The 25,918-nt window shown below is 69.0% G+C and carries 28 protein-coding genes and 1 tRNA gene; 16 read left to right on the top strand and 13 right to left on the bottom strand.

Annotated features, from left to right (window positions below; all coding sequences use genetic code 11):
• The first annotated feature begins 73 nt into the window (after window positions 1–73).
• Window positions 74–1,630: a serine/threonine-protein kinase gene (locus AC07F0_RS04040; RefSeq protein WP_478973893.1), complete on the top strand. Its 1,557-nt coding sequence runs from the start codon at window positions 74–76 to the stop codon at window positions 1,628–1,630.
• A 21-nt stretch (window positions 1,631–1,651) separates the two neighbouring features.
• Here the strand turns inward: AC07F0_RS04040 and AC07F0_RS04035 are convergent, their stop codons facing one another.
• On the bottom strand, window positions 1,652–2,947 hold the full coding sequence (locus tag AC07F0_RS04035; protein ID WP_478973891.1) for a hypothetical protein: 1,296 nt from the start codon (window positions 2,945–2,947) through the stop codon (window positions 1,652–1,654).
• Window positions 2,948–3,201: 254 nt separating this feature from the next.
• Complete coding sequence (locus AC07F0_RS04030; RefSeq protein WP_003999697.1) at window positions 3,202–3,330, bottom strand: DLW-39 family protein; 129 nt, start codon at window positions 3,328–3,330, stop codon at window positions 3,202–3,204.
• 338 nt (window positions 3,331–3,668) lie between these two features.
• Here AC07F0_RS04030 and AC07F0_RS04025 point away from each other — a divergent pair, with 338 nt between their 5' ends.
• Complete coding sequence (locus AC07F0_RS04025; protein ID WP_478973888.1) at window positions 3,669–4,046, top strand: DUF6344 domain-containing protein; 378 nt, start codon at window positions 3,669–3,671, stop codon at window positions 4,044–4,046.
• 75 nt (window positions 4,047–4,121) lie between these two features.
• Here AC07F0_RS04025 and AC07F0_RS04020 read toward each other — a convergent pair whose 3' ends face one another.
• The 3 genes from AC07F0_RS04020 to AC07F0_RS04010 all read right to left on the bottom strand — a co-directional run bounded on the left by AC07F0_RS04020 (window position 4,122) and on the right by AC07F0_RS04010 (window position 7,303).
• A complete protein-coding gene (locus AC07F0_RS04020; protein ID WP_478973885.1) occupies window positions 4,122–5,033 on the bottom strand; it encodes a hypothetical protein in 912 nt (303 codons plus the stop codon).
• A gap of 344 nt (window positions 5,034–5,377) precedes the next feature.
• A complete protein-coding gene (locus AC07F0_RS04015) occupies window positions 5,378–6,046 on the bottom strand; it encodes a hypothetical protein (protein ID WP_478973882.1) in 669 nt (222 codons plus the stop codon).
• Between the two features lie 519 nt (window positions 6,047–6,565).
• The gene (locus tag AC07F0_RS04010; RefSeq protein WP_478973880.1) at window positions 6,566–7,303 is read right to left on the bottom strand and encodes a GntR family transcriptional regulator; all 738 of its coding nucleotides are present in this window, start codon (window positions 7,301–7,303) and stop codon (window positions 6,566–6,568) included.
• 223 nt (window positions 7,304–7,526) lie between these two features.
• On the opposite strand from AC07F0_RS04010, the gene AC07F0_RS04005 reads away from it, so the two are divergent.
• The 14 genes from AC07F0_RS04005 to AC07F0_RS03940 all read left to right on the top strand — a co-directional run bounded on the left by AC07F0_RS04005 (window position 7,527) and on the right by AC07F0_RS03940 (window position 14,953).
• On the top strand, window positions 7,527–7,856 hold the full coding sequence (locus AC07F0_RS04005; RefSeq protein ID WP_193505173.1) for an SCO3933 family regulatory protein: 330 nt from the start codon (window positions 7,527–7,529) through the stop codon (window positions 7,854–7,856).
• A 2-nt stretch (window positions 7,857–7,858) separates the two neighbouring features.
• Entirely contained in the window at window positions 7,859–9,199 is a 1,341-nt protein-coding gene (locus AC07F0_RS04000) for an FtsK/SpoIIIE domain-containing protein (protein WP_478973877.1), read from the top strand.
• Between the two features lie 79 nt (window positions 9,200–9,278).
• Window positions 9,279–9,497 (top strand): hypothetical protein, encoded by a 219-nt coding sequence (locus AC07F0_RS03995; protein ID WP_478973875.1) that lies wholly within the window; start codon window positions 9,279–9,281, stop codon window positions 9,495–9,497.
• 5 nt (window positions 9,498–9,502) lie between these two features.
• The gene (locus AC07F0_RS03990; RefSeq protein WP_478973872.1) at window positions 9,503–9,685 is read left to right on the top strand and encodes a hypothetical protein; all 183 of its coding nucleotides are present in this window, start codon (window positions 9,503–9,505) and stop codon (window positions 9,683–9,685) included.
• An 18-nt stretch (window positions 9,686–9,703) separates the two neighbouring features.
• Window positions 9,704–10,372 (top strand): DUF2637 domain-containing protein, encoded by a 669-nt coding sequence (locus AC07F0_RS03985; RefSeq protein ID WP_478973870.1) that lies wholly within the window; start codon window positions 9,704–9,706, stop codon window positions 10,370–10,372.
• Window positions 10,373–10,392: 20 nt separating this feature from the next.
• Window positions 10,393–10,581, top strand: a complete 189-nt coding sequence (locus AC07F0_RS03980; RefSeq protein ID WP_193505178.1) for a mobile element transfer protein — start codon at window positions 10,393–10,395, stop codon at window positions 10,579–10,581.
• Between the two features lie 14 nt (window positions 10,582–10,595).
• Window positions 10,596–10,751 (top strand): hypothetical protein, encoded by a 156-nt coding sequence (locus AC07F0_RS03975; protein WP_086083352.1) that lies wholly within the window; start codon window positions 10,596–10,598, stop codon window positions 10,749–10,751.
• A gap of 15 nt (window positions 10,752–10,766) precedes the next feature.
• Window positions 10,767–11,078 carry a SpdD protein gene (locus AC07F0_RS03970; RefSeq protein WP_478973867.1) on the top strand — a complete coding sequence of 104 codons (312 nt, stop codon included), beginning with the start codon at window positions 10,767–10,769 and terminating at the stop codon, window positions 11,076–11,078.
• Window positions 11,079–11,172: 94 nt separating this feature from the next.
• Entirely contained in the window at window positions 11,173–11,352 is a 180-nt protein-coding gene (locus tag AC07F0_RS03965; RefSeq protein WP_478973865.1) for a hypothetical protein, read from the top strand.
• A gap of 5 nt (window positions 11,353–11,357) precedes the next feature.
• Window positions 11,358–11,528, top strand: coding sequence for a hypothetical protein (locus AC07F0_RS03960; protein ID WP_478973863.1), 171 nt, complete (start codon window positions 11,358–11,360; stop codon window positions 11,526–11,528).
• Window positions 11,525–12,223: a DNA methylase gene (locus AC07F0_RS03955; protein WP_478973860.1), complete on the top strand. Its 699-nt coding sequence runs from the start codon at window positions 11,525–11,527 to the stop codon at window positions 12,221–12,223. Before AC07F0_RS03960 ends, AC07F0_RS03955 begins: the two co-directional genes overlap by 4 nt.
• Window positions 12,220–13,611, top strand: a complete 1,392-nt coding sequence (repSA, locus tag AC07F0_RS03950; RefSeq protein ID WP_478973857.1) for a replication initiator protein RepSA — start codon at window positions 12,220–12,222, stop codon at window positions 13,609–13,611. Before AC07F0_RS03955 ends, repSA begins: the two co-directional genes overlap by 4 nt.
• Complete coding sequence (locus AC07F0_RS03945) at window positions 13,608–13,796, top strand: helix-turn-helix domain-containing protein (RefSeq protein ID WP_030898216.1); 189 nt, start codon at window positions 13,608–13,610, stop codon at window positions 13,794–13,796. Before repSA ends, AC07F0_RS03945 begins: the two co-directional genes overlap by 4 nt.
• On the top strand, window positions 13,796–14,953 hold the full coding sequence (locus tag AC07F0_RS03940; protein WP_478973854.1) for a tyrosine-type recombinase/integrase: 1,158 nt from the start codon (window positions 13,796–13,798) through the stop codon (window positions 14,951–14,953). Before AC07F0_RS03945 ends, AC07F0_RS03940 begins: the two co-directional genes overlap by 1 nt.
• 55 nt (window positions 14,954–15,008) lie before the next feature.
• Here the strand turns inward: AC07F0_RS03940 and AC07F0_RS03935 are convergent.
• The 8 genes from AC07F0_RS03935 to dnaN all read right to left on the bottom strand — a co-directional run bounded on the left by AC07F0_RS03935 (window position 15,009) and on the right by dnaN (window position 25,113).
• Window positions 15,009–15,085 (bottom strand) — tRNA-Ile (locus AC07F0_RS03935).
• Between the two features lie 110 nt (window positions 15,086–15,195).
• Window positions 15,196–16,011: a DUF3566 domain-containing protein gene (locus AC07F0_RS03930; RefSeq protein ID WP_478973851.1), complete on the bottom strand. Its 816-nt coding sequence runs from the start codon at window positions 16,009–16,011 to the stop codon at window positions 15,196–15,198.
• Between the two features lie 18 nt (window positions 16,012–16,029).
• Window positions 16,030–18,624: a DNA gyrase subunit A gene (gyrA, locus tag AC07F0_RS03925; protein ID WP_478973848.1), complete on the bottom strand. Its 2,595-nt coding sequence runs from the start codon at window positions 18,622–18,624 to the stop codon at window positions 16,030–16,032.
• A gap of 42 nt (window positions 18,625–18,666) precedes the next feature.
• Complete coding sequence (gyrB, locus tag AC07F0_RS03920; protein ID WP_436727371.1) at window positions 18,667–20,739, bottom strand: DNA topoisomerase (ATP-hydrolyzing) subunit B; 2,073 nt, start codon at window positions 20,737–20,739, stop codon at window positions 18,667–18,669.
• 464 nt (window positions 20,740–21,203) lie between these two features.
• Window positions 21,204–21,794, bottom strand: a complete 591-nt coding sequence (locus AC07F0_RS03915; RefSeq protein ID WP_478973845.1) for a DciA family protein — start codon at window positions 21,792–21,794, stop codon at window positions 21,204–21,206.
• The gene (gene recF / locus AC07F0_RS03910) at window positions 21,791–22,912 is read right to left on the bottom strand and encodes a DNA replication/repair protein RecF (protein ID WP_478973842.1); all 1,122 of its coding nucleotides are present in this window, start codon (window positions 22,910–22,912) and stop codon (window positions 21,791–21,793) included. The genes AC07F0_RS03915 and recF overlap by 4 nt, the downstream gene beginning before the upstream one ends.
• A 31-nt stretch (window positions 22,913–22,943) precedes the next feature.
• Window positions 22,944–23,819, bottom strand: a complete 876-nt coding sequence (gnd, locus tag AC07F0_RS03905; RefSeq protein WP_478973839.1) for a phosphogluconate dehydrogenase (NAD(+)-dependent, decarboxylating) — start codon at window positions 23,817–23,819, stop codon at window positions 22,944–22,946.
• Window positions 23,820–23,982: 163 nt separating this feature from the next.
• A complete protein-coding gene (dnaN, locus tag AC07F0_RS03900) occupies window positions 23,983–25,113 on the bottom strand; it encodes a DNA polymerase III subunit beta (protein ID WP_478973837.1) in 1,131 nt (376 codons plus the stop codon).
• Window positions 25,114–25,918 lie beyond the last annotated feature (805 nt).

Here is a 25,918-nt window from a genome sequence, read left to right as displayed (position 1 = left end):
CGTCGGGGAGTCGTCATGCTCGTCGAGGGGGAAGCAAGGGGGGAGACCACAGGGGGAGGAGCGACGTACAGCCATGGGTGAGGTGTTCGCCGGCCGGTACGAACTGGTCGATCCGATCGGGCGCGGAGGGGTCGGCGCCGTCTGGCGTGCCTGGGACCACCGCCGCCGCCGCTATGTGGCCGCCAAGGTCCTGCTCCAGAGCGACGCGCACTCGCTGCTGCGCTTCGTCCGAGAACAGGCACTGCGGATCGACCACCCCCATGTGCTCGCCCCGACCAGCTGGGCCGCCGACGACGACAAGGTCCTGTTCACCATGGACCTGGTCGCGGGCGGCTCACTGGTCCACCTCGTCGGGGACTACGGGCCTCTGCCGCCGGCCTTCGTCTGCACGCTGCTCGACCAGCTGCTGGCGGGCCTGGCCGCGGTCCACGCGGAGGACGTCGTGCACCGCGACGTCAAACCCGCCAACATCCTGCTGGAAGCCACCGGCACGGGCCGGCCGCGGCTGCGGCTGTCCGACTTCGGCATCGCGATGCGGCTGGGCGAGCCCCGCCTGACCGAGACCAACCTCGTGGTGGGGACGCCCGGTTATCTCGCACCCGAGCAGATGATGGGCGCGGAGCCGGACTTCCCCGCCGACCTGTTCGCCGTAGGCCTGGTCGCGCTGTATCTGCTGGAGGGCGCCAAGCCGGACAGCAAGGCGCTCATCCAGTACTTCGCCGAGCACGGGACTCCCGGTGCGCCCAAGGGCATCCCGGAGCCGCTGTGGCAGGTGGTGGCCATGCTGCTCCAGCCGGACCCGCAGGCCCGGTTCCGTACGGCCACGGGAGCGCGCAAGGCGCTCGCCGCCGCCGCGGAGCTCCTCCCCGAGCCCGGCCCGGACGACGAACTGATCGAGATCTTCGACCAACTCGGCCCGCTGCCCCCGGGTTTCGCGCCGGACGGCCCGCTGGAGAGAGCGCGGGGTCTGCCTCCGAGAGAGGGCGAACCGGCCGGCCCGGCCACGAACGAGGAACGGTACCGTCCGGCTCACGAGCAACACTCCCGTCAGGAGACCCCGGCCCCCTCGGGAACGGGCGCGTCGGCGTCGCGGCAAGGCCCGGCCGCACCGGCCGTACAGCCCGGCCCCGGCCAGGACACCGCCCCGCCGGCCACTCCCTCTCAGCCGCCCTCCATGTCGGACACCGGCAGCTTCCACCTGCCGCCGCCGCAGGCCACGGGCACCAGCTCCCCCACGCCGGGTCATGACGCACAGGCACAGGCGCGAACAGAAGCACAGGCACAGGCCTCACACCAGCAGGCCCTCTACTCCCCCTATGACCCCACACACCCCTTGTCCCCGTCGCAGCCGGTGCCTCCTGCGTACCCGCACCACGCGGCCTATCCCAGCCAGCCGCTGCCCCCGGCGACACAGCAACCCACCCACACCTCCACAGCCCCGTACACCGCGCAGACCCCGACTCCGCAAGCCCCACCGTCGGGACCAGGGACTCCACCCGGCCAGGGCACTTCACGGCACCGGGCACACCGCCCCCGCCGCCCCGGCCCGCCGGCCAAGGTGGCGGTCCCCCTCCTGCTCCTCGCCCTTGCCTGCTACGCCGTAGGGTTCTGGGCCCTGACCCGCATCTGAACCCTCGCGGACATCAGGCGCTCACCCGGCGCTCCTCCGCCGAGCCACCGCGGCCCACACCCCGAGCCCCACCAGGAGCGCGCTCCCGGTGCCGATGCCGCCGACGGCGACGACCCGTAGCGTGGTGTCATCGCCCCCGGCCACGCCCTCGGCCGCAGCCTCCCGGTCCTCGTCAGAGACCTCGAAGACGCCCTGCGGCTCGGACTCCCCCACGTAGTCGGGCCCGCCGCCCGGCTGACCGCTCACCCGGACCCGCAGGGTCATCGGGAACGGCCCGTCCCCGAAGCTGTCGGCGACGCTCTCCGCGAGGTGCGCGACAAGGTAGTAGGAGCCGGCGAAGCGCATCGCACCGACCTTGTTGATGACGGCGTAGCGGTTGGCGTGGTCGACCGGCGGCAGGGGAGGAAGGCTGCCGGACTTCTGGCCGCCGTTGTAGCCGACGCCCACGTCGGCTACGGGGCCGCGCGCCGGGTTGTACAGGGCCAGGTCCAGCGCGTCGGACGTGTAGCCGGTGCCGTCGGAGGCCGTGCTGCCCAGCTCGGCGGTGACGTGGAGCTGCTGGCCCCAGTCGACCGGCACCTCGTAGAAGAGCGTCTGGCCGGGCCGGATGTCATCCCGCCAGACTCCCTGGTCCAGCGGGGTCGCCCCGGCGAACCCCGCACCGCCCCGGCGGTCCTCGGCTTCCTCCTGGAGCGGCTGGGGCGAGGCGGAATTCCACACCTCGGGTGCGCTGGTCGGCCCGGTCTTCTCCGTCCGGGGCTCCGTCATGGCGACGAGTTCCAGGTCCCAGGCGTCGGGCGAGGAGCCCTCGCCCTTCGGGTCGGCGCGCTCGACGGACACGTAGTAGTTCCCGGCCTCCCGGCACAGCGGCTTCGTGGGCGAGATCTCGCGCCGGCCCCACGCCGCGATCGGGTGCGGGCTGCGGGCGGCGCCGAAATTCGCGGTGTCGCTGGAGCAGGGGGTGCCGTCGTCGTCCTGCACGGACACCTTGAGCCCGTCGATGACGGAGACGGTGCTGCCGGGGGAGGGGACGGCGGTGACGGAGACGTACGCGTTCGACGTGGCGTCCAGCTGGAGGCGGTAGCTGACCTTGCCGCTGCTCGGGAGGGAGCTCTTGTAGGTCGTGCCGGGTGTCAGCGACACGGCGTCGGCGGTGCTCCTCGCCCCCTTGATGCTCCGGGCGCCATCGGCGAAGGCGTACGGGCTCGGCGACTGCGCCGTAGCGGACTCCCCGGCGGCGGCCAGGGCGGCCTGGCCGGGCACCACGGCAGCCGTCGTGCCCAGCACCACCGCCACGGCGCCCAGGCGCACGACCACCGGCGGACGCCGACCGCGACTACCACGCCGCACACCCGCTCGCCCCCACGCCGCACGCCCCCAAGCCGTACGACACCGTCCCCTCACACGCCACCCCTCACGTCACCGGACCGCAGAACCGCCGTGATTCCCCGCATCGAGGAACCGTGGCCCATCCTGCCCCGCCGCCGCGTCCACCGCCCCGCCGTCCGCCCAAACACACGAAACCCCGACCGCGAGGCGGCCGGGGTGTGCTCGCTTTGGGATGTCGTGACTCACGAACCCGTGGGCACGGAGTCAGTCGCCTCCGTCCACAGATCCTGCTCGGCGCGATCCGCCTGGATCTGGCGGTACACGAGGAGCCCGCCGATGGCGGCCAGTGCGACCAGGAGAAGCTTCTTCACCGCGCGACCTCGTCTTTCCTTGACGTAGGGGACCTCTGGCGCCCGACTATACACACCGACCGATACCGATCGGTGACCTGAGTCGGCCCTCAACTCCCGCCGGGGGAACCGCCATAGAAGCGGAGTCCACCGATCCGGCCGGAGAGTGATCACACGCCGACGGTTCGGTTACTTCGACCGCTTTTCTCCTCCTTCCTCAGCTTTTCTCCCCTCTTGCGTCCATCCGGGTGGTGTTCATCTGAACATCGACGCGCCACGGGCGTCGGTCCACCACTTCTCGCCCCCCATACACATCATGAGGAAAGTACGCAAATCGCCCAACCCGAAAGTGAGGGGTTATGGCCCGGAACAAGGTCATGAAGCTGTGGACCGCCATCGTCACCGCCTTCCTCGCGCTGTGCACGGCGCTCGGATTCGTCACCACGACCGCCGCGGCGGCGGTACCGCAGGCCGAGCAGAAGCGCAACAGCGCGCTCATCCCGCAGCAGCGGACGGCACCGGCGGCGGCCGCCCCCTGGTCCTTGTCCTACGCCAAGGCCCTGCCCCCCACGATGAAGCAGCGCATCCACGCAGAGGCCCACGGAAAGTCCCCCAGCTGCCGCCACCGCCCGCTCGCGGACACGACGGCGGCACCCACCTCCGACTGCAGCGACGACGACACCGACGCCGACGGTGACGGCGACCCGGCGGACCATCTCACTCCGCTGCAGCGCTGAGATCACCGGAACCTCCGGCGACGCGCGTACAGGCCCGGTGGCTCCGAGGAGCCACCGGGCCTTCTTCAACGGCGATCAGCCCTTGGAGAGCGTGATCTGTGACTCCTGCTGTCCGGTGTCGACCGTCACCGGGTAGTCCCGGTCATCCGCCCGGGCCCTGCTGCGCATCGTCGCGGTACCGGGCTGGAACGAGGTGCCGGGCTCCTGGCTGGTCAGGCTGACCGACCACGGGACGGGCGCACCCGGGGTGCAGGCCACGGTCGTCTGGTAGGAAGCGCCCGGTGTCCCCTTCTTCTGGATCTGGAAGACCTGGCCGGCGAGCGAGACGCTCGCGGGCTTGTTGCACGTCACGGTGCCGCCTACGGTGATCCGCCCCCCGGGGACCTGCACCGTGCCCTCGGGATCGAGGGTCATCCCCATGGCGAGTTCGGCCGGGGGTTCGGGCATGACCGCGTGCACCGCACCGCGCAGAGGCACCGTCGAGCCGTTGCAGTACTGCTCGAAGGTGACATCGAGCTCGCTGACGTAGCCGTAGGGGCCGAAGGCGATGTGCTCGATGGTGAAGGAACCGGAGTTGGTGTTGCACCCCTTCTCGGTCCCGTTGTCGATCCCGCTGAACACCAGTTCCGGATCCTCCGGCTGTGCGTCGGGCCACTGCTTCGCCCCGGTGTACGTCGTGCCCTCGGTCAGCCTCTGGCCATCAGGGGCGGCGACGATGAGACGCCACAGCGTGCCCTGCTCCGCGTCGACGGCGACGGTGAGGCTGTTCCCGTCCGTGCTGCCCTGGACGTCGAACATCTGGACGGCTCCGGCCGCGTACGCGTAGGACTGACCGCCGGATATGGGCTCACCCGCGTCACCGCTGAAGCTCAGCGTTCCCGACGCCGCGCCGTAGGCCTGCGCGGTGCCCGCCAGCGGCGCGACCGCGAGCGCGACGGCCAACGCCGCGACGACACCCACCGTCCGGGCCAGGACGCGTCTGGGCATGGTGCTTCTTGTCAAGGTTCCCCCCAAGGGAATGACTCCGGGAGGCCGACCGGCCTCACTGAAGAAGCGCCGGAGCGTCAACAGGCGTCACAGCGGCCTCAGAAGCCCCTGAGCTGGCTGCTGGCTGGTAGTCAGCCGTAGACGTCAAAGACCCCCGGCCCAAGTGGGCCGGGGGTCTTTTCGCTGGTGGGGCTAACAGGATTTGAACCTGTGGCCTCATCCTTATCAGGTCGATCACGGTGTCCCTGGTAGCTGGAGGAGTCCCAGTCTGACGGCCATGTGATGGTCGCCCCGGACCGCTCTCGTTCAGCTCCGTTCGTCGCTGTTGGTGTCAGCCGTTGGTGTCAGACACCAGCGGGGGGCTTGACAGGTTGCTGCCGCTCGGCCTTCTGAACAATGCGGCTGGCCAGGTCCATGAAGTTCGTGATTGAGGGCGCTTCAACGATCAGCAGTCTGTCCGCTCGGCTGCTGCCGTTTGCGAAGCCGCACCCGCTTTCGCGTACCAGGGGAGTGATCCAATGGACAGTGGGGCGCTCGGCAGCGAAGAAGACCACTGGTCGGTCTGACCACGAATGATCGGAGTAGTGGCTACGGCAGCTCGCTGCGGTGAAGCATCCGACAGACGTCAGGGCGTATGACAGCCCTGCCACGCCGAGTTCGAGAGCGTCAAGGGGCGACCCATCTTCGGCATTTTCACCAACGACTCGAACAAGCTCGCTATCCGGGTGTTGTGCAGCGTAGCCGGCTGGCAGGTAATCGAGTTCCCCTACCTCCACTGCCTTGGCAAGGGCTTCAAACTCAGCCTCAGTTCGGCTTGCCTGATCTACGAGGTTGACAAGGCCTTTCTCCTCTTCGATCATGCCAACCGCTTCCTCAAGGCTCACCTCCCCGATGGTCCAGACTCCGCGGAAGAAGCCGTAGCCCTCTTCGTCTACGTCCTCTTCATCGGGCAAGCCCATGGCCAAGTTCGCGGGAAACGTGGGGTCGACGTCGATGTCGACGGTGGGGATCAAGGGCAGCTCCTACCTTGTCGGGCAGCCAGACACACCGTACTTTCCCCACCTCCATCAACCACAGACCTTCCTAGCTCCCATCCCGTCCGCCGTCGACCCACACGCATGTGGAGCGGGCGTGGTTCATGGCGTCCAGGTGGAGCGCGCCACTGTACGAACGACCTGGACGCCATGGGCCGCGTCTGCTCGGCTTCGCCTGGGTCGACGGTGGGCGGGATGGGAGCTCCCCGCGCACGCCACTACGGACCCGCGGGCGGAAACGGCGCCCCCTCCATCCCGGTGCCGGCCGATCCCCCGCCGGAGGCATTGCCTTGACCTTGGGCCGCTCTATGCGGTGATCGACTCATGGCCACCGGCCCTATCCACATGTGGGTGCGCGTCGGCGCAGCGTGCGCGGAGCGGGCCGAAGGCAGGAGCGCAGCGCGCAGCGGAGCCGGGAAGCGCGCCCGGCGGAGCGGAGCGCAGCCGGGGCTTGATGAGGTAGAGAAACCTGTAACAGCTCCGCCGCCGTCGTTCAGCTCAGTCGAGTGCGTACTCAGCGGAAAGTTCTCGCCCAGCACCAAGGAAGTCCTGGGCGTACTCCGTGGGCTCGCCATGCTGGTCCCAGTAATGGTTGGTCATCGTGAGGGCTTGCGCCCCCGTCTCGGCGCCGAGCACCTCGGCGATGTCTTCAGGCACCGGGCACATGGCCACCACGTCGCGCCGTCGGACCGCGCGTCGACCTGTCCGCTCCTCGATCAAGCCGAATGTCATCTTGGGAAGGGGACCCAACTCGATAAGTTCTGGGGCGGCTTCGGCCATCTCGCCAGCGAGCCACGAGGTGGATACTGCCACCACCCCATCCTCGTCCCGGTAGACCCGCCGTCGCTGAACGACCTGCGCCCCCTCGTCGAGCTTCAGCGCCTCTGCGACATGTGCAGGCGCCACAACCAATTCGGCACTCAGGATCTCGACGTGTTCGCCGGGGCGAAACCCACTGCCTGTCGCCCGCAGCATCTGAAGGCGATCCGGGCCGCTCGTCAACTTCCTACCTAGGTCGACGAACGTGCCTTGCGAGGACGACCGCACGTAGCCCTCTTCCTGAAGCTGCTTCACCGCTTTCGCCGCCGTAGCCGTGGCCACCCCCCATTCACGTGCGATGTCGGCGATGGACGGCAGCTTGGATTCCTGCGGAAGCTCCCCCTCCTTGATCTTCAAGCGGAAGTGATCCGCGATCTGCACGAACGGGGGCGCCGCGCGTTGCACCTTCGGCGTCATGTCTTCTCTCCTCCTCTCCTGCGTGCTAGTTCCCGATCTCATCGCGTTCTAGCTCGCATCCTCATGTTATGTCGACCACCCCAACTAGTCCCGGGGGATCTCGGACGACCTGGAGCGATGGACACTTGACAGGCGCGTACTAGTACGCGCATGCTGGACGCAAGCTAGTACGCAAACGGGGCCTGCGAGCTAGCACGCTTCGCCTAGTGGAAGAGAGGCTGAAATGCCGTCGTTCAAGATCGACACCTCGACCGCCATCGTGTTCGTGGCGACCGCGCCGGAGCCGAAGATGGCCAACAAGAAGACCGGTGAGCGGGCCGTGGACCGGGACACCGGTGCGGGTCTGTCCACGGTGGGTCTGCTGGTCTCGGATGAGGGAGAGGGGAACCTGTACCAGGTGACCATCCCCGAGACCGGCTACCCGGAGGGTCTCCAGCCGGGTATGCCGGTCAAGGTCATCGGGCTCAAGGCCCGTGACTGGGAGAACGAGTTCAACGGTCAGAAGCGCCACGGGATCTCGTTCCGCGCGGTCGCGATCACCCCGGCGGCCTGACCATGACCGACCTGACGATGTGGCTGGAGGCCACGGGAGCCTTAGCGGGTGCCGGCGGTCTCAGCTACGCGAAGGTACGCGCCCCGCGTGTGTACTGGTCGCTGGTCGGGATGCCGGTCACCTGGGGTCGCTTCGCCCTCTCGTACCGCTCGACGATGGACGTGTGTGGGCTGACGGTGCATCCGTCGGGTCTGCGGGCGTTCATGACCCGCAGTGTCGCCCGCCGTGAGGTGCAGCCGGTCCCGCCGAAGATCCGCCGGGTGCGCGCCACGTCGACCGGGCTGCGGGTGACCCTGCGGCTTCCCGCCGGCTTGGAGCCCGCCGACGTGATGGCTTCCTCGGAGCGGCTTCGGCATGCCTGGGGCGTCCACTCGGTGACCGTGGTCGAGACGAAGCCCGGCTTCGTGGAACTGCGGATGACGGGCTATGACGTGCTGCGCCGGGTGCGGATGCCGCGCAAGGCCCGCCCGCATGACATGGCCGTGCCGGTCGCGGTGCGGGAGGACGGGACCGCGTTCGAGCGGGACTACCGCAAGGCCCCGATGGCGCTCACGCTCGGCGCGAACCACTCGGGGAAGTCCATGTATCAGCGCAACCTGATCAAGGGGCTGGCGCAACTGCCGGTGGCCCTGGTCGGCATCGACTGCAAGCGCGGTGTGGAACAGTCCGCCTTCGCGCCCCGGCTGTCGGCGCTGGTCACTACCCCTGACGATGCCGCCTCACTGCTCGGCGTGCTGGTCGCGGAGATGGAAGACCGGTTCGACCTGCTGAGCCGTCACGGCGTCTCGGACCTGTGGGAACTGCCCGACGAGGTGCGGCCGGTGCCGGTGGTCGTCCTGGTCGACGAGGTGGCGGAACTGTTCCTGATCTCCTCCAAGAAGGATGAGGAGCGTCGGGAGCGGATCGTCACCGCGTTGATCCGGCTCGCGCAGATGGCTCGTGCCATCGGTGTCCATCTGGAGATCTGCGGGCAGCGCTTCGGCTCCGACCTGGGCAAGGGTGCCACCATGCTCCGTGCTCAGCTCACCGGCCGTGTGGTGCACCGCGTCAACGACAAGCAGACCGCCGAGATGGGCCTTGCGGACGTGGCTCCGGACGCTGTTCCGGCCGCGAGTCTGATCCCCATGAACCGCCCCGGAACCGCGGTCGCGGCAGACCCCTCCGGGGGCTGGTCGAAGATCCGCACCCCGGAAACCTCGCGGGACGAAGTGGTCGCCGTCTGCCGGGAGTTCGCCCACCTGGTCCCGGACCTGCCGTTCCTCGAACCCTTCCGCCCCCGGGTGCCCGCTGAGGCTCCCGCGGCTGGTCCGTCGCTGGTCAAGCCCCGCCCGGTCACCGAGTAACACCCCGCTCCACCACGGTCGGCGCGACCGCATCGCGCCAGGTCCCTACCCCCGCCATGCCTGAAACCGGGAGGACCCGATGCCTCGCAAGCACTGGGACGACTACGACCCGACCGAACGGGACGACGCCAAACGACTCGGCGCCCTGTTCGAGACTCTGATCAACCACCTGCGCAACCACCCCGAGCGGGACGACTTCGTCATCACTTTGGCCGGCGCGTTGCACGCCGAGTTCGCCGATCGCGCGGCCGGTGTCTACCCGCCCGCCGGGCACAGCTACCCCCGGCTGGAGGCGTGATCGCCGTGGCCACCACCGGGAAGCACATCCGCCGCCTGGCGCCCGAACCCACGAAGTGCCCCGACTGCGACGGCAAGGGCGAGATCGGCGAAACCGTCCGCGTCGGCGCCCGCAAGGGCCGCCCCACCGACGACCAGCAAGCCGCCCTGTGCCTGACCTGCCTCGGCACCGGCCAGGCCCCCGACTGACGCGAAGGGAGGTGCCCCATGTCCCGCTCGATCCGCCCGGATGCCGTACTCGTCCAGGCCGTCATCGCCGGCGCACTGTCCTTCGCCCACCTGCACGACCTGGCCGAAGCCGTCGGCCAGACCGGCTGGAAGGCCTGGGCCTACCCGGTCAGCGTCGACCTGCTCCTTGTCGCCGCCTGGCGCCGACTGCGCACGGCCCGCCGCGACCGCTCCGCCTGGACCTGGTTCGTCATCGCCCTGACCGCCTCACTCGGCGCGAACATCGCCACCGCCGGACTCCTCGACCTGGACCACGTGCCCGCCTGGCTGCGCATCCTCGTCGCCGGCTGGCCCGCCCTGGCCTTCCTCGGCGGAACCCTCCTGGTCCACACACCGACCGACCCGCCCGCTCCTGCTGCACAGGCTGTGGACGAACCGACGGCGCCGGAAGTCGAGATGCACCGCACCGACGAACCCGCCCCCGACCCGGACCCCGCCGCGAACCTGCCGGAGCTGACCCCCGCCCCGCCACAGCCCGCGCCCAGCGCCCCTGCTGTACCGGCTGCGCTGCTCGACCATGCCCGGAAGATCGCCGACGCCCACAGGGCCTCCACCGGCTCACCGATGCCCGCTGAGGCCCTGTCCGCCCGGCTCCAACTGCCCGCACCGACGACCGATGCCATCGCCGCTGAACTCCAACTCACCTGACCAGGAAGGAGAAACCGACCGTGCCCGCCTACCGCCGCTTCCGCAACGTGATCCGCATCGGCCCGGTGCAGGTCGCCACGTCTTACGACGGCCGTGGCCGTGACAAGCACACCGCCGCCTGCACCGCCCCGGGCTGCGGCTTCGCCGCCGACTACGACACTCGCGCCGGCGCCGAACTCGCCGCCCGCACCCACCGCTGCAAGGCCTGAGAGGAGATCTCGCCATGGACGTACCGCTCTGGCTCGCCCTGCTCGTCGTCGGATGGCTCGGCGTCAAGCTCGCCCGCCCGCCGTGGTGGCTGGTCGCCGTGCTCCTGGTGGGCGGCTACCTCGTCGCCGGCAGCTTCCTCGCCCCCGCCCTCGGCACCGTCCTCAAGTAGAAGGGAACCGCCGTCGTGTTCACACCGAAGTACCCGCCCCAAGACACCGCACCGCCCGCCACGGCCGCCGCCCCGACCGTCCACACCCCGGCGCCCGTCCAGTCGACGCCAGCCCCGGTCCCGGTCGCCCCGGCCTCGAACCGCCCGACGGTCCAGCTCACCCCGGGCAGCGCCCTCGCTCTCGCCGCCGGCGGCGGAGCCGTGGTCCTCGTCGTCGGCGCGGTCCTGGTCTCCATGCTCCTCGCGGTCGCCATCACCGGCGTCTCCATCGCCGTGGTCGCGGTCGTCCTCCGCTCGATCGTCAGGGACTTCAACAACCACCGCTGAACGGCCCCCGGAGCGGCCTCGGTCGCCAAACTTCCGCCGCTCCGGGCGCCTGCACCCCTTCCAGACCCAACGGACCCGAAAGGGAAGCCCCATCATGCCCCAGCACGCCCAGAACACGCCCGTCTGCCGCGACTGCGACGGCTTCGCCACCGCCGCCATCACCACCGGCACCCGCCACGCCGACGGCACCCGCGCCACCCTCCGTGTCGACTGCCCGACCTGCCAGGGCACCGGCCGCATTCTCCCCGCCGCTCTCGCGCGGGTTGGGAGGTGACCGCCGTGGCTCTCCTCGACTGGCGCTCGCCCGAGCACTTCGACCACAGCGGCGACAAGCCCTGCGTGATCTGCACCAAGCCCACCCCGCTGCGCTCCGACCGTGGCAAGCCCGTCCACAAGGTGTGCGCAGAGGAGTGGATCGACGCCCACACCCGCACGGAGGAAGACCAGTGACCGCCACACGGCCACGCGTCCTCGACCTGTTCTCCTGCGCCGGCGGGGCCGCCATGGGATACCACCTTGCCGGGTTCGCGGTCGACGGCTGCGACATCGCCGACCGCCCCCGCTACCCCTTCCCCTGCCACCGAGGGGACGCACTGGAGTACCTCGCCCACCTGATCACCACCGGCGACATCGAGCGCTACACCCTCGTGCACGCCTCCCCGCCCTGCCAGGCCGGATGCGCCCTCACCGTGGGCACCAACCAGTCCCAGGGCTGGGGCGGCACGCACACCGACCTCGTCGCACCCACCCGCGAACTGCTCGACGCCACCGGCCTGCCGTACGTCATGGAACAGCCGAACGGCCGTGCGGAGATCCGCAAAGACCTCTCGCTCTGCGGCGAGATGTTCGGCCTGGGAGTGCTGCGCCACCGCAACTTCGAACTCGGCCGCTGGGACACCGCGCAGCCGGCCCACCCCAAGCACCGGGGCTACGTGCGCGGCCACCGCCACGGCGTCCACCGCGACGGCCCCTACGTCGCCGCCTACGGCAACGGCGGAGGCAAGGCCACCGTGCCCGAGATGCAGCAGGCCATGGGCATCACCTGGACCGACGTCCGCGAGGAACTCACCGAAGCCATCCCGCCCGCCTTCACCAAGTGGATCGGCACCGCCTTCCTGACCGCCCGGCAGGAGGTGTTCGCGTGACCGACACCGCCACCATGGCGGGCCTGGACCCGACCACCCTCGCCGACGTGCTGAGGGTGGCCGGGTCCCCCGGCTTCGACCGCATCCAAGAACAGATCCACCGCACCGGGGGCTGCTCCGACCCCATCCACCTGCAAGGCTCCACCGTCACCCGCGACGCCACCACGGGGCAGGTGCTGCACTCGTACTCGACGGACACCGAACCCGGAGGCCGGCTCCGCGTCGCCTGCGGCAACCGCCGAGCCTCCCGCTGCCCGGCCTGCGCCTGGACCTACGCCGGCGACACCTACCACCTCATCCGCGCCGGACTCGTCGGCGATCCCGACAAGGGCACGCCGCACACCATCCGCCACCACCCGCGGGTCTTCGCCACCCTGACCCCGCCCTCGTTTGGGCCGGTCCACAACCGTCTCGGGAACCGGCCCTGCCGCTGCGGTACCCGCCACGGCGAGGACGCACCCGAGCTGGGCACCCCCCTCGACGCCGCGACGTACGACTACGCCGGCGCCGTGCTGTGGAACAACCACGCCTCCGACCTGTGGCGCTACTTCACGATCTACCTGCGCCGCGAGATCGCCAAGCGGGCCGGGCTCACACAGAAGGACGCCAAGGAACAGTCACGGGTCTCCTTCGGCAAGGTCGCCGAGTACCAGAAGCGCGGGGCCGTGCACTTCCACGCCGTGATCCGCTTCGACGGCCCCGACGGGCCAGACGACCCGCCGCCGGCCTGGGCCACCCTCGACCTGCTCACCGACTCCATTCATGCCGCCGCTGCCCGCGTCACGGTCGACGTACCCGCCGCCGGAGACCAGCCCGCCCGCGCCCTGCACTGGGGCAAACAGGTCGACGTACGCCCCATCCGGGCCTTCGGCGACGGCGAGGAGATCACCGAACAGGCCGTCGCCTCCTACGTCGCCAAGTACGCCACCAAGGCAGCCGAGACCACCGGCACCGTCGACCGCCGCATCGGCAACAAGGAAGCCCTGATCCTGCTCGACGTGCCCGACCACCCCCGCCGGCTGATCGAAGCCTGCCTCGACCTGCACCCGCTCTACCCGGACCGCAAGCTGCGCGACTGGGCGCACATGCTCGGCTTCCGCGGCCACTTCTCCACCAAGTCCCGCCGCTACTCCACCACCCTCGGCGCCCTGCGCCAGACCCGCGCCGACTACCGCGCAGCCCAACAACGCGAAGCCCTCGGCCTGCCCGACCCCAACGACGAGGAGGCAACCACCCTGACCCTCGCCCACTGGTCCTACGCCGGCCACGGCCACACCCCCGGCGAATCCTGGCTCGCCGCCAACATCCGCCGCGACATCCAACACAACCGCGAGATCGCACGCGAGGAGCTACCCGCCCTGCTCGACCTGGAAGGAGCTGAAGCATGACCACCGCCGCCCCCGAGCTGCTCACCGTGCCCGAGGTCATGGCACGGCTCAAGGTGGGCCGGACCAAGGTCTACGACCTGATCCGTACGCACCGCCTCGTGTCCATCAAGGTCGACGGGTGCCGGCGTATCCCGGCTCATGCGCTCGGCGACTTCATCGCAAGCCAGATCGGGGAGGCTGCCTGATGGCCAAGCGTCGGCCCAATGGTGGCGGCACGATCACCAAGCGGTCTGATGGCCGTCACCAGGGCGCCGCGTATGTGACGGACACCGACGGCAACCGTGTCCGCAAGTACGTCTACGGTCGGACTTGGGACGAAGCCAACGAGAAGCTCGGCAAGCTCCAGGACCAGGAGCGCAACGGCATCCCGGTGCCTTCTCGGTCCTGGACGCTCGGCGAGTGGTTGGCCTACTGGCTGAAGCACATCGTTGAGCCGGAACGCGAGCACAACACGTACGTGAAGTACGAGTCCAAGGTCAGGCTGTACCTGCTGCCTCACCTCGGCAAGAAGCCGCTGGTCAAGCTCACCCCGGCACAGATCCGGGCCTTCATGGCGGTCCTGGCCCGGGAGAAGGTCGGCGCTTCGGCCCGCTTCGAGGTCCTCCGCGTCCTCCGCAACGCCCTCAACCGGGCCATGCGCGAGGAGCTAGTCACGCGCAACGTCGCCCTCCTGGTCGACATGCCCAAGGTCACCAAGGACAGGGGGACCGCATGGAACGCCCGGGAGGCCATCGCCTTCCTGCGGTCGGTCCGCGCTCACCGCCTCTACGCGGCCTGCGTCCTCGTCCTGGTCCTCGGGCTCCGCCGCAGCGAGGTGCTCGGGCTGCGCTGGCAGGACATCGACTTCGAGGCCGGCCACTTCACCCCGGTCAAGCAGGTGCAGCGGGTCAAGGGCGTGGGCCTGGTCCTCAAGGACCTCAAGACGGAGTCCTCACAGGCCGTGCTCCCGCTTCCCGAGTTCTGCGCCCGGGCCCTGGAGGAGCGGCGCGAGCTGCAAGCCCTGGAACGGAAGATCGCCGGTGAGCACTGGTCCCAGGAGCCGGACCATGACCTGATCTTCTCCTCCGAGCACGGCGGCATGATCGACCCGGTGGGCTTCTCCCGCACCTTTGATCGGCTCGTCAAGCGGGCTGGCGTCCGCCGCATCACGGTCCGCCTCGCCCGGCACACCTGCGGGACCCTGCTCGCCTTCCTGAAGGTGCACCCCAAGGTCGCTCAGGCGATCCTCCGGCACAGCCAGATCAGCATGACCATGGATGTCTACACGCACGTCGTCGGCGACAGTGAGCGCAAAGCGGTGGGCATGCTCGCCGAGCTTCTGGAAGATCCACTCATCGGCTGATGTCAGCCGTAGATGTCAAGAACCCCCAGCCGTTGAGACTGGGGGTTCTTTTCGCTGGTGGGGCTAACAGGATTTGAACCTGTGGCCTCATCCTTATCAGGGATGCGCTCTAACCAACTGAGCTATAGCCCCGCCGCGCTCTGCGGGGGTGTGCCCCGCGCGCTGACTCCTGAAGATTAGCGCACGACATGGGCAGTCCCAAAATCGGTTGTCGGGACACCGACATCCGCCGCCGGGGGGAGCTACTCGTCCTCGGCGAGCGTCAGCTCCACACCGCCCACGAAGCCCGCGGACAGGTTGTAGATGAACGCGCCGAGCGTCGCGAGGGCCGTCGCCAGGACGACGTCGATGACCGCGATGACCGACGTGAACAACAGGACGTTGGGCAGCGACAGGAAGGCCTGGAGGTCGAAGCCGTTCGACTCGTTGGAGCCGGTCGCCTCCGAGATCGTGCCGCCGACCGTGGAGAAGACGCCCATCGCGTCCATCACCATCCACAGCACGGCGGCCGCCACGATCGTGCAGATTCCGAGAGCGATGGAGAGCAGGAAGCTGACCTTCATCACCGACCACGGGTCTGCCTTGGCCACCCGCAGGCGGGCCTTGCGGACACGCGGCGTGGTGCGCGCACCGGTGCGCGGACGCCGTACGGCAGCGGCGGTGGCACCGGCTCCGGCACCGGCCGCCGCCGGCTGCGCCGGGTAGGCCTGCGGCGGGTGGTACGGCCCCGCCTGCTGCTGTGCCGGCCGTTCCCCGGGCAAGGGGGAGGCCGTCTGCGCGGCGCCCTTGTCCTGCGCGGCCGGCTCGGGCTGCCGCTGGGCGCCGGATGCGGACGGGCCCGCTCCAGCGGTGTGCTGCTGGGTCTGCGGACCTCTGGCGTCCGTCACAGTTCCCCCCTGTGATTCATGCCTGTCAGGCGAGTCCTTGGTCGGGGACCTGATCGCCTTCAGGTTGGTCGTGTGCGGATCCGCCGCACGCGCGGCGGAGCCACGGCCGCCGTCGTCCGTATCCGTACCCTTCGGGGTACCGGTCGGTCCGGCGCCCGTGGCTCCGCTCACGCTGACTCACTCCTCGTGCTACTCGGCCGAGGGCGCCTCACCCTCGTCCGTGCCGGTGGTCGCGGCACCTTCGGCGGTCTCGTCGACGACCACGTCGCCGTCGACTTCCTCCGCCTCGCGCCCCGCCTCGGCGTTGCGTGCGATGCCGACGACGGCATCGCGCTTGCCCAGATTGATCAGTTGGACGCCCATGGTGTCACGGCCGGTTTCCCTGATCTCGTTGACTCGCGTACGAATCACACCGCCGCCCAGCGTGATGGCGAGGATCTCGTCGGTCTCCTCGACCACCAGCGCGCCGACGAGAGATCCACGGTCCTCCACGATCTTGGCGGCCTTGATGCCGAGGCCGCCGCGACCCTGGACGCGGTACTCGTCGACGTTGGTCCGCTTCGCGTACCCGCCGTCGGTGGCAGTGAACACGAACGTACCGGGTCGAACAACATTCATCGAGAGCAGCTCGTCGCCCTCGCGGAAGCTCATGCCCTTGACACCCGAGGTGGCACGGCCCATGGGGCGCAGGGTTTCGTCCGAGGCGGTGAACCTGATCGACTGTGCCTTCTTGCTGATCAGAAGCAGATCGTCGTCGGACGAGACGAGTTCGGCTCCGATCAGTTCGTCGTCCGAACCGTCCTCCATCGACCGGAGGTTGATCGCGATCACACCGCCGGAACGCGGCGAATCGTAATCCTTCAGAGGCGTCTTCTTCACAAGTCCGGCCTTGGTGGCGAGAACGAGGTACGGAACCGCCTCGTAGTCGCGGATAGCCAGGATCTCGGCGATCGCCTCGTCGGGCTGGAAGGCGAGCAGGTTCGCGACGTGCTGACCGCGCGCGTCCCGGCCGGCGTCGGGCAGCTCATAGCCCTTGACGCGGTAGACACGGCCCTTGTTCGTGAAGAACAGCAGCCAGTGGTGCGTCGTGGACACGAAGAAGTGGTCGACGATGTCGTCTTCCTTGAGCTTCGTGCCGCGCACGCCCTTGCCACCGCGCTTCTGGGCGCGGTAGTCGTCGGTCTTCGTGCGCTTGATGTAGCCGCCCCGGGTGACCGTGACGACGATGTCCTCCTCGGCGATCAGGTCCTCGATGGACATGTCGCCCTCGTACGGGATCAGCTTGGTCTTGCGGTCGTCGCCGTACTTCTCGACGATCGCGGCCAGTTCGGCGCTGACGATGCCCCGCTGACGGACCGGAGAGGCCAGGATCTCGTTGTACTCGGTGATCTTCGCCTGGAGCTCGTCGTGCTCCTGGACGATCTTCTGGCGCTCCAGGGCGGCCAGTCGGCGCAGCTGCATCTCGAGGATGGCGTTGGCCTGGATCTCGTCGATCTCCAGGAGGCTCATCAGGCCCCCGCGCGCGATCTCGACGGTGTCACTGCGCCGGATCAGCGCGATGACCTCGTCGATGGCGTCCAGGGCCTTCAGCAGGCCGCGCAGGATGTGCGCCCGCTCCTCGGCCTTGCGCAGGCGGAACTTCGTACGGCGGACGATGACCTCGATCTGGTGCGCCACCCAGTGGCGGATGAACGCGTCGAGCGAGAGCGTGCGCGGCACGCCGTCCACCAGCGCCAGCATGTTGGCGCCGAAGTTCGTCTGCAGATCCGTGTGCTTGTAGAGGTTGTTGAGGACGACCTTGGCGACCGCGTCCCTCTTGAGCACGATGACGAGCCGCTGGCCCGTGCGGGACGACGTCTCGTCGCGGACGTCAGCGATGCCGCCGATCTTGCCGTCCTTGACCAGGTCGGCAATCTTCTGGGCGAGGTTGTCCGGGTTGACCTGGTACGGCAGTTCCGTGACCACCAGGCACTGGCGGTTCTGGATCTCCTCGACCTCGACGACCGCCCGCATGGTGATGGAGCCGCGACCGGTGCGGTACGCCTCCTCGATGCCCCGGCGGCCGACGACGAGCGCGCCGGTCGGGAAGTCCGGGCCCTTGATGCGCTCGATGAGCGCGTCCAGGAGCTCCTCGTGGGACGCCTCGGGGTTCTCCAGGTACCACTGGGCGCCGGCGGCGACCTCGCGCAAGTTGTGCGGCGGGATGTTGGTCGCCATGCCGACCGCGATGCCGGCCGAGCCGTTGATCAGCAGGTTCGGGAAGCGGGCCGGCAGGACGGTCGGTTCCTGGGAGCGGCCGTCGTAGTTGTCCGTGAAGTCGACGGTCTCCTCGTCGATGTCACGGACCATCTCCATCGACAGCGGCGCCATCTTGCACTCGGTGTACCGCATCGCCGCCGCCGGGTCGTTGCCCGGGGAGCCGAAGTTGCCGTTGGAGTCGACGAGCGGCATGCGCATCGACCACGACTGGGCGAGACGCACCAGCGCGTCGTAGATGGAGGAGTCGCCGTGCGGGTGGTAGTTGCCCATGACGTCGCCGACGACGCGGGCGCACTTGTAGAAGCCGCGCTCGGGGCGGTAACCGCCGTCGTACATGGCGTACAGCACGCGGCGATGGACGGGCTTGAGGCCGTCGCGGACGTCCGGCAGCGCACGCGAGACGATGACGGACATCGCGTAGTCGAGATACGAGCGCTGCATCTCCGTCTCGAGCCCGACGGGCTCGACGCGCATGGCCAGGGCGTCACCCTCGGGCGTCGTCACGGGAGTGTTCTCGTCGGTCATTGCTGGTGAAGGTCCTTCCTGGTGCGGTCAGCTGAGACCGACTCAGATGTCGAGGAAGCGGACGTCCTTGGCGTTGCGCTGGATGAACGCGCGGCGAGCCTCGACGTCCTCACCCATGAGGACCGAGAACAGGTCGTCGGCCTGGGCGGCGTCGTCGAGGGTGACCTGGCCGAGGACGCGGTGCTCCTGGTCCATGGTCGTGATGCGCAGCTCCTCGGCGTTCATCTCGCCGAGACCCTTGAAGCGCTGCACCGAGTCGTCACGGATGCGCTTGCCGGCCTGGCGGCCCATCTCGATCAGGGCGTCGCGCTCGCGGTCGGAGTACGCGTACTCGAAGTCGTCCTTGCCCCACTTGATCTTGTAGAGCGGCGGACGGGAGAGGTACACGTGCCCGGCCTCGACCAGGGGCCGCATGAAGCGGAACAGGAAGGTCAGCAGCAGGGTGTTGATGTGCTGGCCGTCGACGTCGGCGTCCGCCATCAGGATGATCTTGTGGTAGCGGAGCCTCTCGATGTCGAAGTCCTCGTGCACACCGGTGCCGAACGCGGAGATCATCGCCTGGATCTCCTGGTTCTGCAGGATCCGGTCGATGCGCGCCTTCTCGACGTTGAGGATCTTGCCGCGGATCGGGAGGATCGCCTGGTACTGCGGGTTGCGGCCGGACTTGGCCGAGCCGCCGGCGGAGTCACCCTCGACGATGAAGATCTCGCACTTGGTCGGGTCGTTCGACTGGCAGTCGGAGAGCTTGCCCGGCAGGGACGCCGTCTCCAGCAGGCCCTTACGACGGGTCAGGTCGCGGGCCTTGCGGGCCGCCACGCGCGCGGTGGCCGCCGCGATGCCCTTGCGGATGATGTCCGCGGCCTCGTTCGGGTTGCGGTCCAGCCAGTCGTTCAGGTGCTCGTAGACGACCCTCTGGACGAAGGTCTTGACCTCGGTGTTGCCCAGCTTCGTCTTCGTCTGGCCCTCGAACTGGGGCTCGCCCAGCTTGACCGAGATGATCGCGGTCAGACCCTCGCGGATGTCGTCACCGGTGAGGTTGTCGTCCTTCTCGCGCAGCAGCCGCTTGTCGCGCGCGTACTTGTTGATCAGCGAGGTCAGCGCGGCCCGGAAGCCCTCTTCGTGCGTACCGCCCTCGTGGGTGTGGATGATGTTGGCGAAGGAGTACACGCCCTCCGTGTAGCCGCTGTTCCACTGCATGGCGACCTCGAGGGACAGCTGCCTGTCCTTGTCCTCGGCGTCCAGGTCGATGACGGTGGGGTGAACCGCTTCACCCTTGCGGGAGTTGAGGTACTTCACGAAGTCGACGATGCCGCCCTCGTAGTGGTACTTGACCGCCTTGACATCGGCGGTCTCGTCCGCACCCGCCTCGTCCGCCCCGGAGGTGGCCTTCGCGGACTCACGCTCGTCGGTCAGGTTGATGCGCAGGCCCTTGTTGAGGAACGCCATCTCCTGGAAGCGCCGCGAGAGGGTCTCGAAGGAGTAGTCCGTGGTCTCGAAGATGTCCGGATCGGCCCAGAAGGTGACCGAGGTGCCGGTCTCCTCGGTGGCCTCGTGCTTGGCGAGCGGCGCCGTGGGGACGCCCATCTTGTAGTCCTGCGTCCAGCGGTGGCCATCGGTCTTGACCTCGACGGCGACCTTCGAGGACAGCGCGTTCACGACGGAGACACCCACGCCGTGCAGACCGCCGGAGACCGCGTAGCCGCCACCGCCGAACTTGCCGCCCGCGTGCAGCACGGTCAGCACGACCTCGAGGGCCGGCTTGCCCTCGGAGGCGACGATGCCCACCGGGATGCCACGGCCGTTGTCGACGACCCGGACACCGCCGTCGGCGAGGATCGTCACGTCGATGGTGTCCGCGTGGCCGGCCAGCGCCTCGTCGACCGAGTTGTCGACGACCTCGTACACGAGGTGGTGCAGTCCTCGCTCACCGGTCGAGCCGATGTACATGCCGGGTCGCTTGCGGACTGCGTCCAGACCCTCGAGGACGGTGATGGCACTGGCGTCGTACGACGCCGTTACGGAGGCCTCGGCGACTCCGGCCGGGGCCTCGGTGGACGGGATGTTCTCGTTGGGGTTGCCGGAATCGGCCACGAAGCGCCCTTTCTGGCACAGCACGAGCCGGGCTCGTCGGCGGGTTGCCGGAGCGGCTGCGGCATGTTGCGTTGGTAAGCCTTGATCAGCGTTGCTCAGCTTTTCCCGGACGGTCCCCACGATTGGGGCGGGATTGCTTCCAGTCTACCGGTAGCACTGACACTGATGGGGGTTTGCCGGTACCTGAGTCCGCATGTGCCGCCCTCGACGGGTCTTGTCCGACTCCCGATATACGGATGGGGGCTCCAAGAGGCTCACGGAGGCACTCAGCGCTTCCGGCCGTCAACCCTTGGCTACTTCGGAGTCAGGTCGCGATTCGCAACCGTGTGCGGTGGTGCGAAGAGAGGGGCACCTGGGCTCCGGACGGGCCGTCGGCGCCCATTTTTGTGATGTCAGTCACTTGCTGTTGATCGGGGGGAAACAGGCGTCGATCGGGCCTTCGCGGGGCCTCGGGCAGCCTCGGTGAGGGGGTCCCGTCAGCCGCACCATCAGCCGTATGTGTCGCCCGGGCCGGTGCTCCCGGGGGCGCGCAACGGGCCGTAGCGGCGGCCTGGCCCGCCGGGGCCCTGCACCTTGATCATCTTCACCGTGCCATGGCCCAGGTCCTCGTTGAGACGCGCCACCAGGGTCGGAGCGAGCAGCCGGAGGTTCGTCGCCCAGGCCGTGGAGTCGCAGCGCACGGACAGGACGTGCTCGTCCTCGTCGTATCTCTCGGGCACGCAGTGCTTGGCCACGTCCTCGCCGACGATCTGCGGCCAGCGGCCCATCACCCCGCCCACCGCGGCCGGGGCCTCCCAGCCGCGCTCGGTGATCAGCCGGTTGATCGCCGAGCCGAGCGCCATGGGGTCGCGGCCGTCGGCGCGCGCGCCGGAACGCAGACCGCCGCGGCGCGCCTGCTTCTTCTGCTGCGCCGCGTCCCCACGCGCGCGTGCGGCTTCCTTGGCGGCACGGAGCGCCACCCTCGCGAGGTCCACGCCGGACGGCTCGGGAGACCGGGGCCCGGGCGTTTTCCCGGACGGGCTCTCCGGTGTGTGCCCCGGTGTGCCGTCGGGTGCGTTCTCCGGTGTGTTCTCCGTCATACGCGCTCCACCGTTCCCTCGGACACGGCGAACCGCACTCCCGACAGCACATGCGGAACGTCGTCGTCGACCGCGGCGGTCACCAGGACCTGCTCGCCGGGCGCCACGAGCTCGGCGAGGCGCTCACGGCGGCGGGTGTCCAACTCGGCGAAGACGTCGTCGAGCACCAGCACCGGCTCGTTGCCCTCGGCTCTGAGCAGGTCGTACGAGGCCAGGCGCAGCGCCAGCGCGTAGGACCAGGACTCGCCGTGGGAGGCGTAGCCCTTGGCGGGCAGCTGGCCGAGCTTGAGCAGCAGGTCGTCCCGGTGCGGGCCGACCAGGGTGACGCCCCGCTCGATCTCCTGCCTGCGGGCCTCGGCGAGCGCGGCCATCAGCTGCTCGAACAGGTCCTCGCGGGTGTGCGCCTCGCCGGGCGCGGACGGCTTGTACTCCAGGGCGACCGGGCCGCCGCCGGGGGCGAGCTGCTCGTACGCCTTGTCGGCGAGCGGCTGCACGGCGGCGATCAGATCCAGACGCTGGGCGAGCAACTCGGCGCCCGCACGCGCGAGATGCTGGTCCCAGATGTCGAGCGTCGACATGTCCATGCTGCGGCCGCCGTGCCGACGGGCGAGCGCGGCCGACTTCAGGAGGGTGTTGCGCTGCCTGAGGACCCGGTCGTAGTCGGAGCGGACTCCGGCCATGCGCGGGGACCGAGCGGTGATCAGCTCGTCGAGGAAGCGGCGCCGCTCACCCGGGTCGCCCTTGACCAGGGCGAGATCCTCGGGGGCGAACAGCACGGTCCGTACGATCCCCAGCACGTCACGCGGCTTGACCTGCGAGGACCGGTTGATACGGGCTCGGTTGGCGCGCCCCGGGTTCAGCTCCAGCTCGACCAGCTGCTGCCGCTCGCCCTGCCGCACCTGGGCCCGGATGATCGCGCGCTCGGCGCCCATGCGGACCAGGGGGGCGTCGGAGGAGACGCGGTGGCTGCCGAGTGTGGCGAGATAGCCGACGGCCTCGACGAGGTTGGTCTTGCCCTGCCCGTTCGGGCCGACGAAGGCCGTCACCCCCGGGTCGAGCGGGACCTCGACCCGGGGATACGAGCGGAAGTCGGCCAGCGACAGATGCGTGACGTGCATGGTCGTTTCGCCGATCTCCCTCGGTGCTCGGTTACTTCTTCTCGACCGCGTGGCCGCCGAACTGGTTCCGCAGCGCCGCGATCATCTTCATCTGGGGCGAGTCCTCCTGACGGGAGGCGAACCGCGCGAACAGCGACGCGGTGATCGCCGGCAGCGGCACCGCGTGGTCGATGGCGGCTTCCACAGTCCAGCGTCCCTCACCGGAGTCCTGTGCATAACCCCGGAGCTTGTCCAGGTGCTCGTCCTCGTCGAGCGCGTTGACCGCGAGGTCCAGCAGCCAGGAGCGTATGACCGTGCCCTCCTGCCAGGAGCGGAAGACCTCCCGGACGTCGGTCACGGAGTCGACCTTCTCCAGCAGCTCCCAGCCCTCGGCATAAGCCTGCATCATCGCGTACTCGATGCCGTTGTGGACCATCTTCGCGAAGTGGCCCGCGCCGACCTTGCCCGCGTGCACCGCGCCGAAGTCGCCCTCCGGCTTCAGGGCGTCGAAGACCGGCTGCACCTTGGCGACGTTCTCCGCGTCGCCGCCGTACATCAGCGCGTAGCCGTTCTCCAGGCCCCAGACGCCGCCGGAGACACCGCAGTCGACGAAGCCGATGCCCTTGGCCGCCAGCTCCTCGGCGTGCTTCTCGTCGTCGGTCCAGCGGGAATTGCCGCCGTCCACGACGACGTCACCGGGCTCCAGCAGTTCGGCGAGCTCGTCGATGGTGGACTGCGTGGGCTCGCCGGCCGGGACCATCACCCACACCACACGCGGGCCGCTGAGCTTGCCCACAAGCTCCGGCAGGCTGTGGACATCGGCGAGGTCCGGGTTGCGGTCGTATCCGAAGACGGTGTGGCCCGCGCGGCGGATCCGCTCGCGCATGTTGCCGCCCATCTTGCCGAGGCCGACGAGACCGAGCTCCATCAGTTGTGTTCCTTAGGTTTGCAGGTGTCCGATGTGGCGTTGCGGCACTTTCGTACCGTGCCGAGCCTAAACCCGGACGCTCGCGCACATCTGTGGGCATACGCGCTCAGTCGTAGCCCTCACCTGCGGGTTTGCCCCCAGCCTGTGGACAACCGGTCGGAACTCAGCCGCTGAGCCGCACCGGCATGATCAGGTACTTGTAGGCCTCGTCCGCCTCGGCGTCCAGTGCCGGCTTGCCGCTGAGCAGCGCGGGCTTCGTGGACGTCGTGAAGGACAGCTGGGCGACCGGGGAGTCGATGGCGCTCAGGCCGTCCAGCAGGAACGTCGGATTGAAGGCGATCGAGATGTCGTCGCCCTCCAGCTGGGCGTCGACCCTTTCCACAGCCTGTGCGTCGTCGCTGGAGCCGGCCTCCAGGATGAGCACGCCCTGCTCGAAGCTGAGGCGCACCGGGGTGTTCCGCTCGGCGACGAGAGCCACACGCTTGACGGCCTCCACGAAGGGGGCGGTCTCGATCACGGCGACGCTGTTGAACTCCGTCGGGAACAGCGTGCGGTACTTCGGGAGGTCGCCCTCCAGCAGGCGGGTCGTCGTACGGCGGCCGGCGCCCTCGAAGCCGATCAGGCCCTCGCCCGAGCCCGACCCGGACAGCGCCAGGGTGACCTGGTCGCCGCTCGTCAGGGCCTTGGCGGTGTCCAGCAGCGTCTTGGCGGGCACCAGGGCGACCGCGGAGGCCTCCGGGTTCTCCGGCTTCCACAGGAACTCACGCACCGCGAAGCGGTAGCGGTCGGTGGACGCCAGCGTGACCGTGTCGCCCTCGATCTCGATGCGGACGCCCGTGAGGACGGGCAGCGTGTCGTCGCGGCCGGCGGCGATCGCCACCTGGGCGGCGGCGGAGGCGAAGACCTCGCCGGGGACCGTGCCCGTCGCGTTCGGCATCTGCGGCAGCGCCGGGTACTCCTCCACAGGCAGTGTGTGGAGGGTGAACCGGGAGGAGCCGCAGACCACGGTCGCCCGTACACCGTCTGTGGAGATCTCCACCGGCCGGTTGGGGAGGGCGCGGCAGATGTCCGCGAGGAGGCGGCCGGAGACGAGCACCGTGCCCTCATCCTCGACCTCGGCCTCCACGGACACGCGCGCCGAGACCTCGTAGTCGAAGCTGGACAGGCTCAGCTGACCGTCCTCGGCCTTCAGCAGCAGGCCGGCGAGGACAGGCGCCGGCGGACGGGCCGGGAGGCTGCGTGCCGCCCAGGCCACTGCCTCCGCGAGTACGTCGCGTTCCACCCGGATCTTCACTGTTGCCGCCTCCTGCTGTTGCCGGCGCTTCTCGCTCTGCCTGGCCCTCGTCGTCTGTGTCGGTGTCGACGGTCCCTGGGATGGGGAGGACACCGGGGACCAGTCTGACGCACCGCACTGACAGTAGTTGCCTCTCGGGGTCAAGTCGTGACGAGGGGCGGTCGGGCGCCGGAGAGCGAGTTGTGCACAGGACCCGCTTCGAAACGAATTCCCAGCTCTCTCTAGTCGGGAGTAGTAGTAGGGCCTGTGGATACCGTGGATAACCACGTTTGCCCAGCTCAGAGCGGAAATTTTGTCCACCGGTCCTGTGGGTGACGGCGGTGGACAACCAGGGGTCTCTGTGGAGAACGGAAAGTTCTGCACACCTCGTGCACAGGGGGAGGCGAGTTCTCCCCAGCGCCGTCCCCAGTTTTACCCAGCTTTCCCACAGCCCAACCCGGCACCTTCGTGTGACGCCTTTCACTCGACCCGGTGAGGAGGCGCGTCGCGTTGCCGAACAGTGGACAGCGATGTGGAGAAGCTGGGGATCGCTGGGGACAACCGGCCTCAACCTGTGGGTTGCCGGTGGACAACTCGATGCACAGCCTGTGGATCCCCGCGTTGTCCACAGCCTGTGGAGATCGTTCGTCCACGAATCCACATGCCACTGAGCTGGTCTGATGGTCCTTCACTCGGGGCCTCTGTGGACACAGTCTGGACAACTTCCCAGTCCCCAGGGTGTGGACGGGAAAAAGTCACCGAATCTGTGGAGAGCGGCCGTAACTCGGCAGGTATTCGAACAACCGGCAGCCGACAGCAGGACGAC

It is taken from the genome of Streptomyces sp. NPDC045955 (genome assembly GCF_056430805.1).
Note: the sequence above shows the minus strand (reverse complement) of the source record. Positions and strands in the feature narration are given on the sequence as shown.

Bases quoted from the DNA above. Each gene is read 5' to 3' on its own strand.
- AC07F0_RS03985 (WP_478973870.1), top strand. From the start codon at position 9,704: ATGTCCCGCTCGATCCGCCCGGATGCCGTACTCGTCCAGGCCGTCATC.
- AC07F0_RS04020 (WP_478973885.1), bottom strand. From the start codon at position 5,033: ATGCCCAGACGCGTCCTGGCCCGGACGGTGGGTGTCGTCGCGGCGTTG.
- AC07F0_RS04025 (WP_478973888.1), top strand. From the start codon at position 3,669: ATGGCCCGGAACAAGGTCATGAAGCTGTGGACCGCCATCGTCACCGCC.
- recF (WP_478973842.1), bottom strand. From the start codon at position 22,912: ATGCACGTCACGCATCTGTCGCTGGCCGACTTCCGCTCGTATCCCCGG.
- AC07F0_RS04040 (WP_478973893.1), top strand. From the start codon at position 74: ATGGGTGAGGTGTTCGCCGGCCGGTACGAACTGGTCGATCCGATCGGG.
- gyrA (WP_478973848.1), bottom strand. From the start codon at position 18,624: ATGACCGACGAGAACACTCCCGTGACGACGCCCGAGGGTGACGCCCTG.
- AC07F0_RS03965 (WP_478973865.1), top strand. From the start codon at position 11,173: ATGCCCCAGCACGCCCAGAACACGCCCGTCTGCCGCGACTGCGACGGC.
- AC07F0_RS03915 (WP_478973845.1), bottom strand. From the start codon at position 21,794: ATGACGGAGAACACACCGGAGAACGCACCCGACGGCACACCGGGGCAC.
- AC07F0_RS03940 (WP_478973854.1), top strand. From the start codon at position 13,796: ATGGCCAAGCGTCGGCCCAATGGTGGCGGCACGATCACCAAGCGGTCT.
- AC07F0_RS04000 (WP_478973877.1), top strand. From the start codon at position 7,859: ATGACCGACCTGACGATGTGGCTGGAGGCCACGGGAGCCTTAGCGGGT.
- AC07F0_RS03945 (WP_030898216.1), top strand. From the start codon at position 13,608: ATGACCACCGCCGCCCCCGAGCTGCTCACCGTGCCCGAGGTCATGGCA.
- AC07F0_RS04010 (WP_478973880.1), bottom strand. From the start codon at position 7,303: ATGACGCCGAAGGTGCAACGCGCGGCGCCCCCGTTCGTGCAGATCGCG.
- AC07F0_RS03995 (WP_478973875.1), top strand. From the start codon at position 9,279: ATGCCTCGCAAGCACTGGGACGACTACGACCCGACCGAACGGGACGAC.
- AC07F0_RS04005 (WP_193505173.1), top strand. From the start codon at position 7,527: ATGCCGTCGTTCAAGATCGACACCTCGACCGCCATCGTGTTCGTGGCG.
- gnd (WP_478973839.1), bottom strand. From the start codon at position 23,819: ATGGAGCTCGGTCTCGTCGGCCTCGGCAAGATGGGCGGCAACATGCGC.
- AC07F0_RS03975 (WP_086083352.1), top strand. From the start codon at position 10,596: ATGGACGTACCGCTCTGGCTCGCCCTGCTCGTCGTCGGATGGCTCGGC.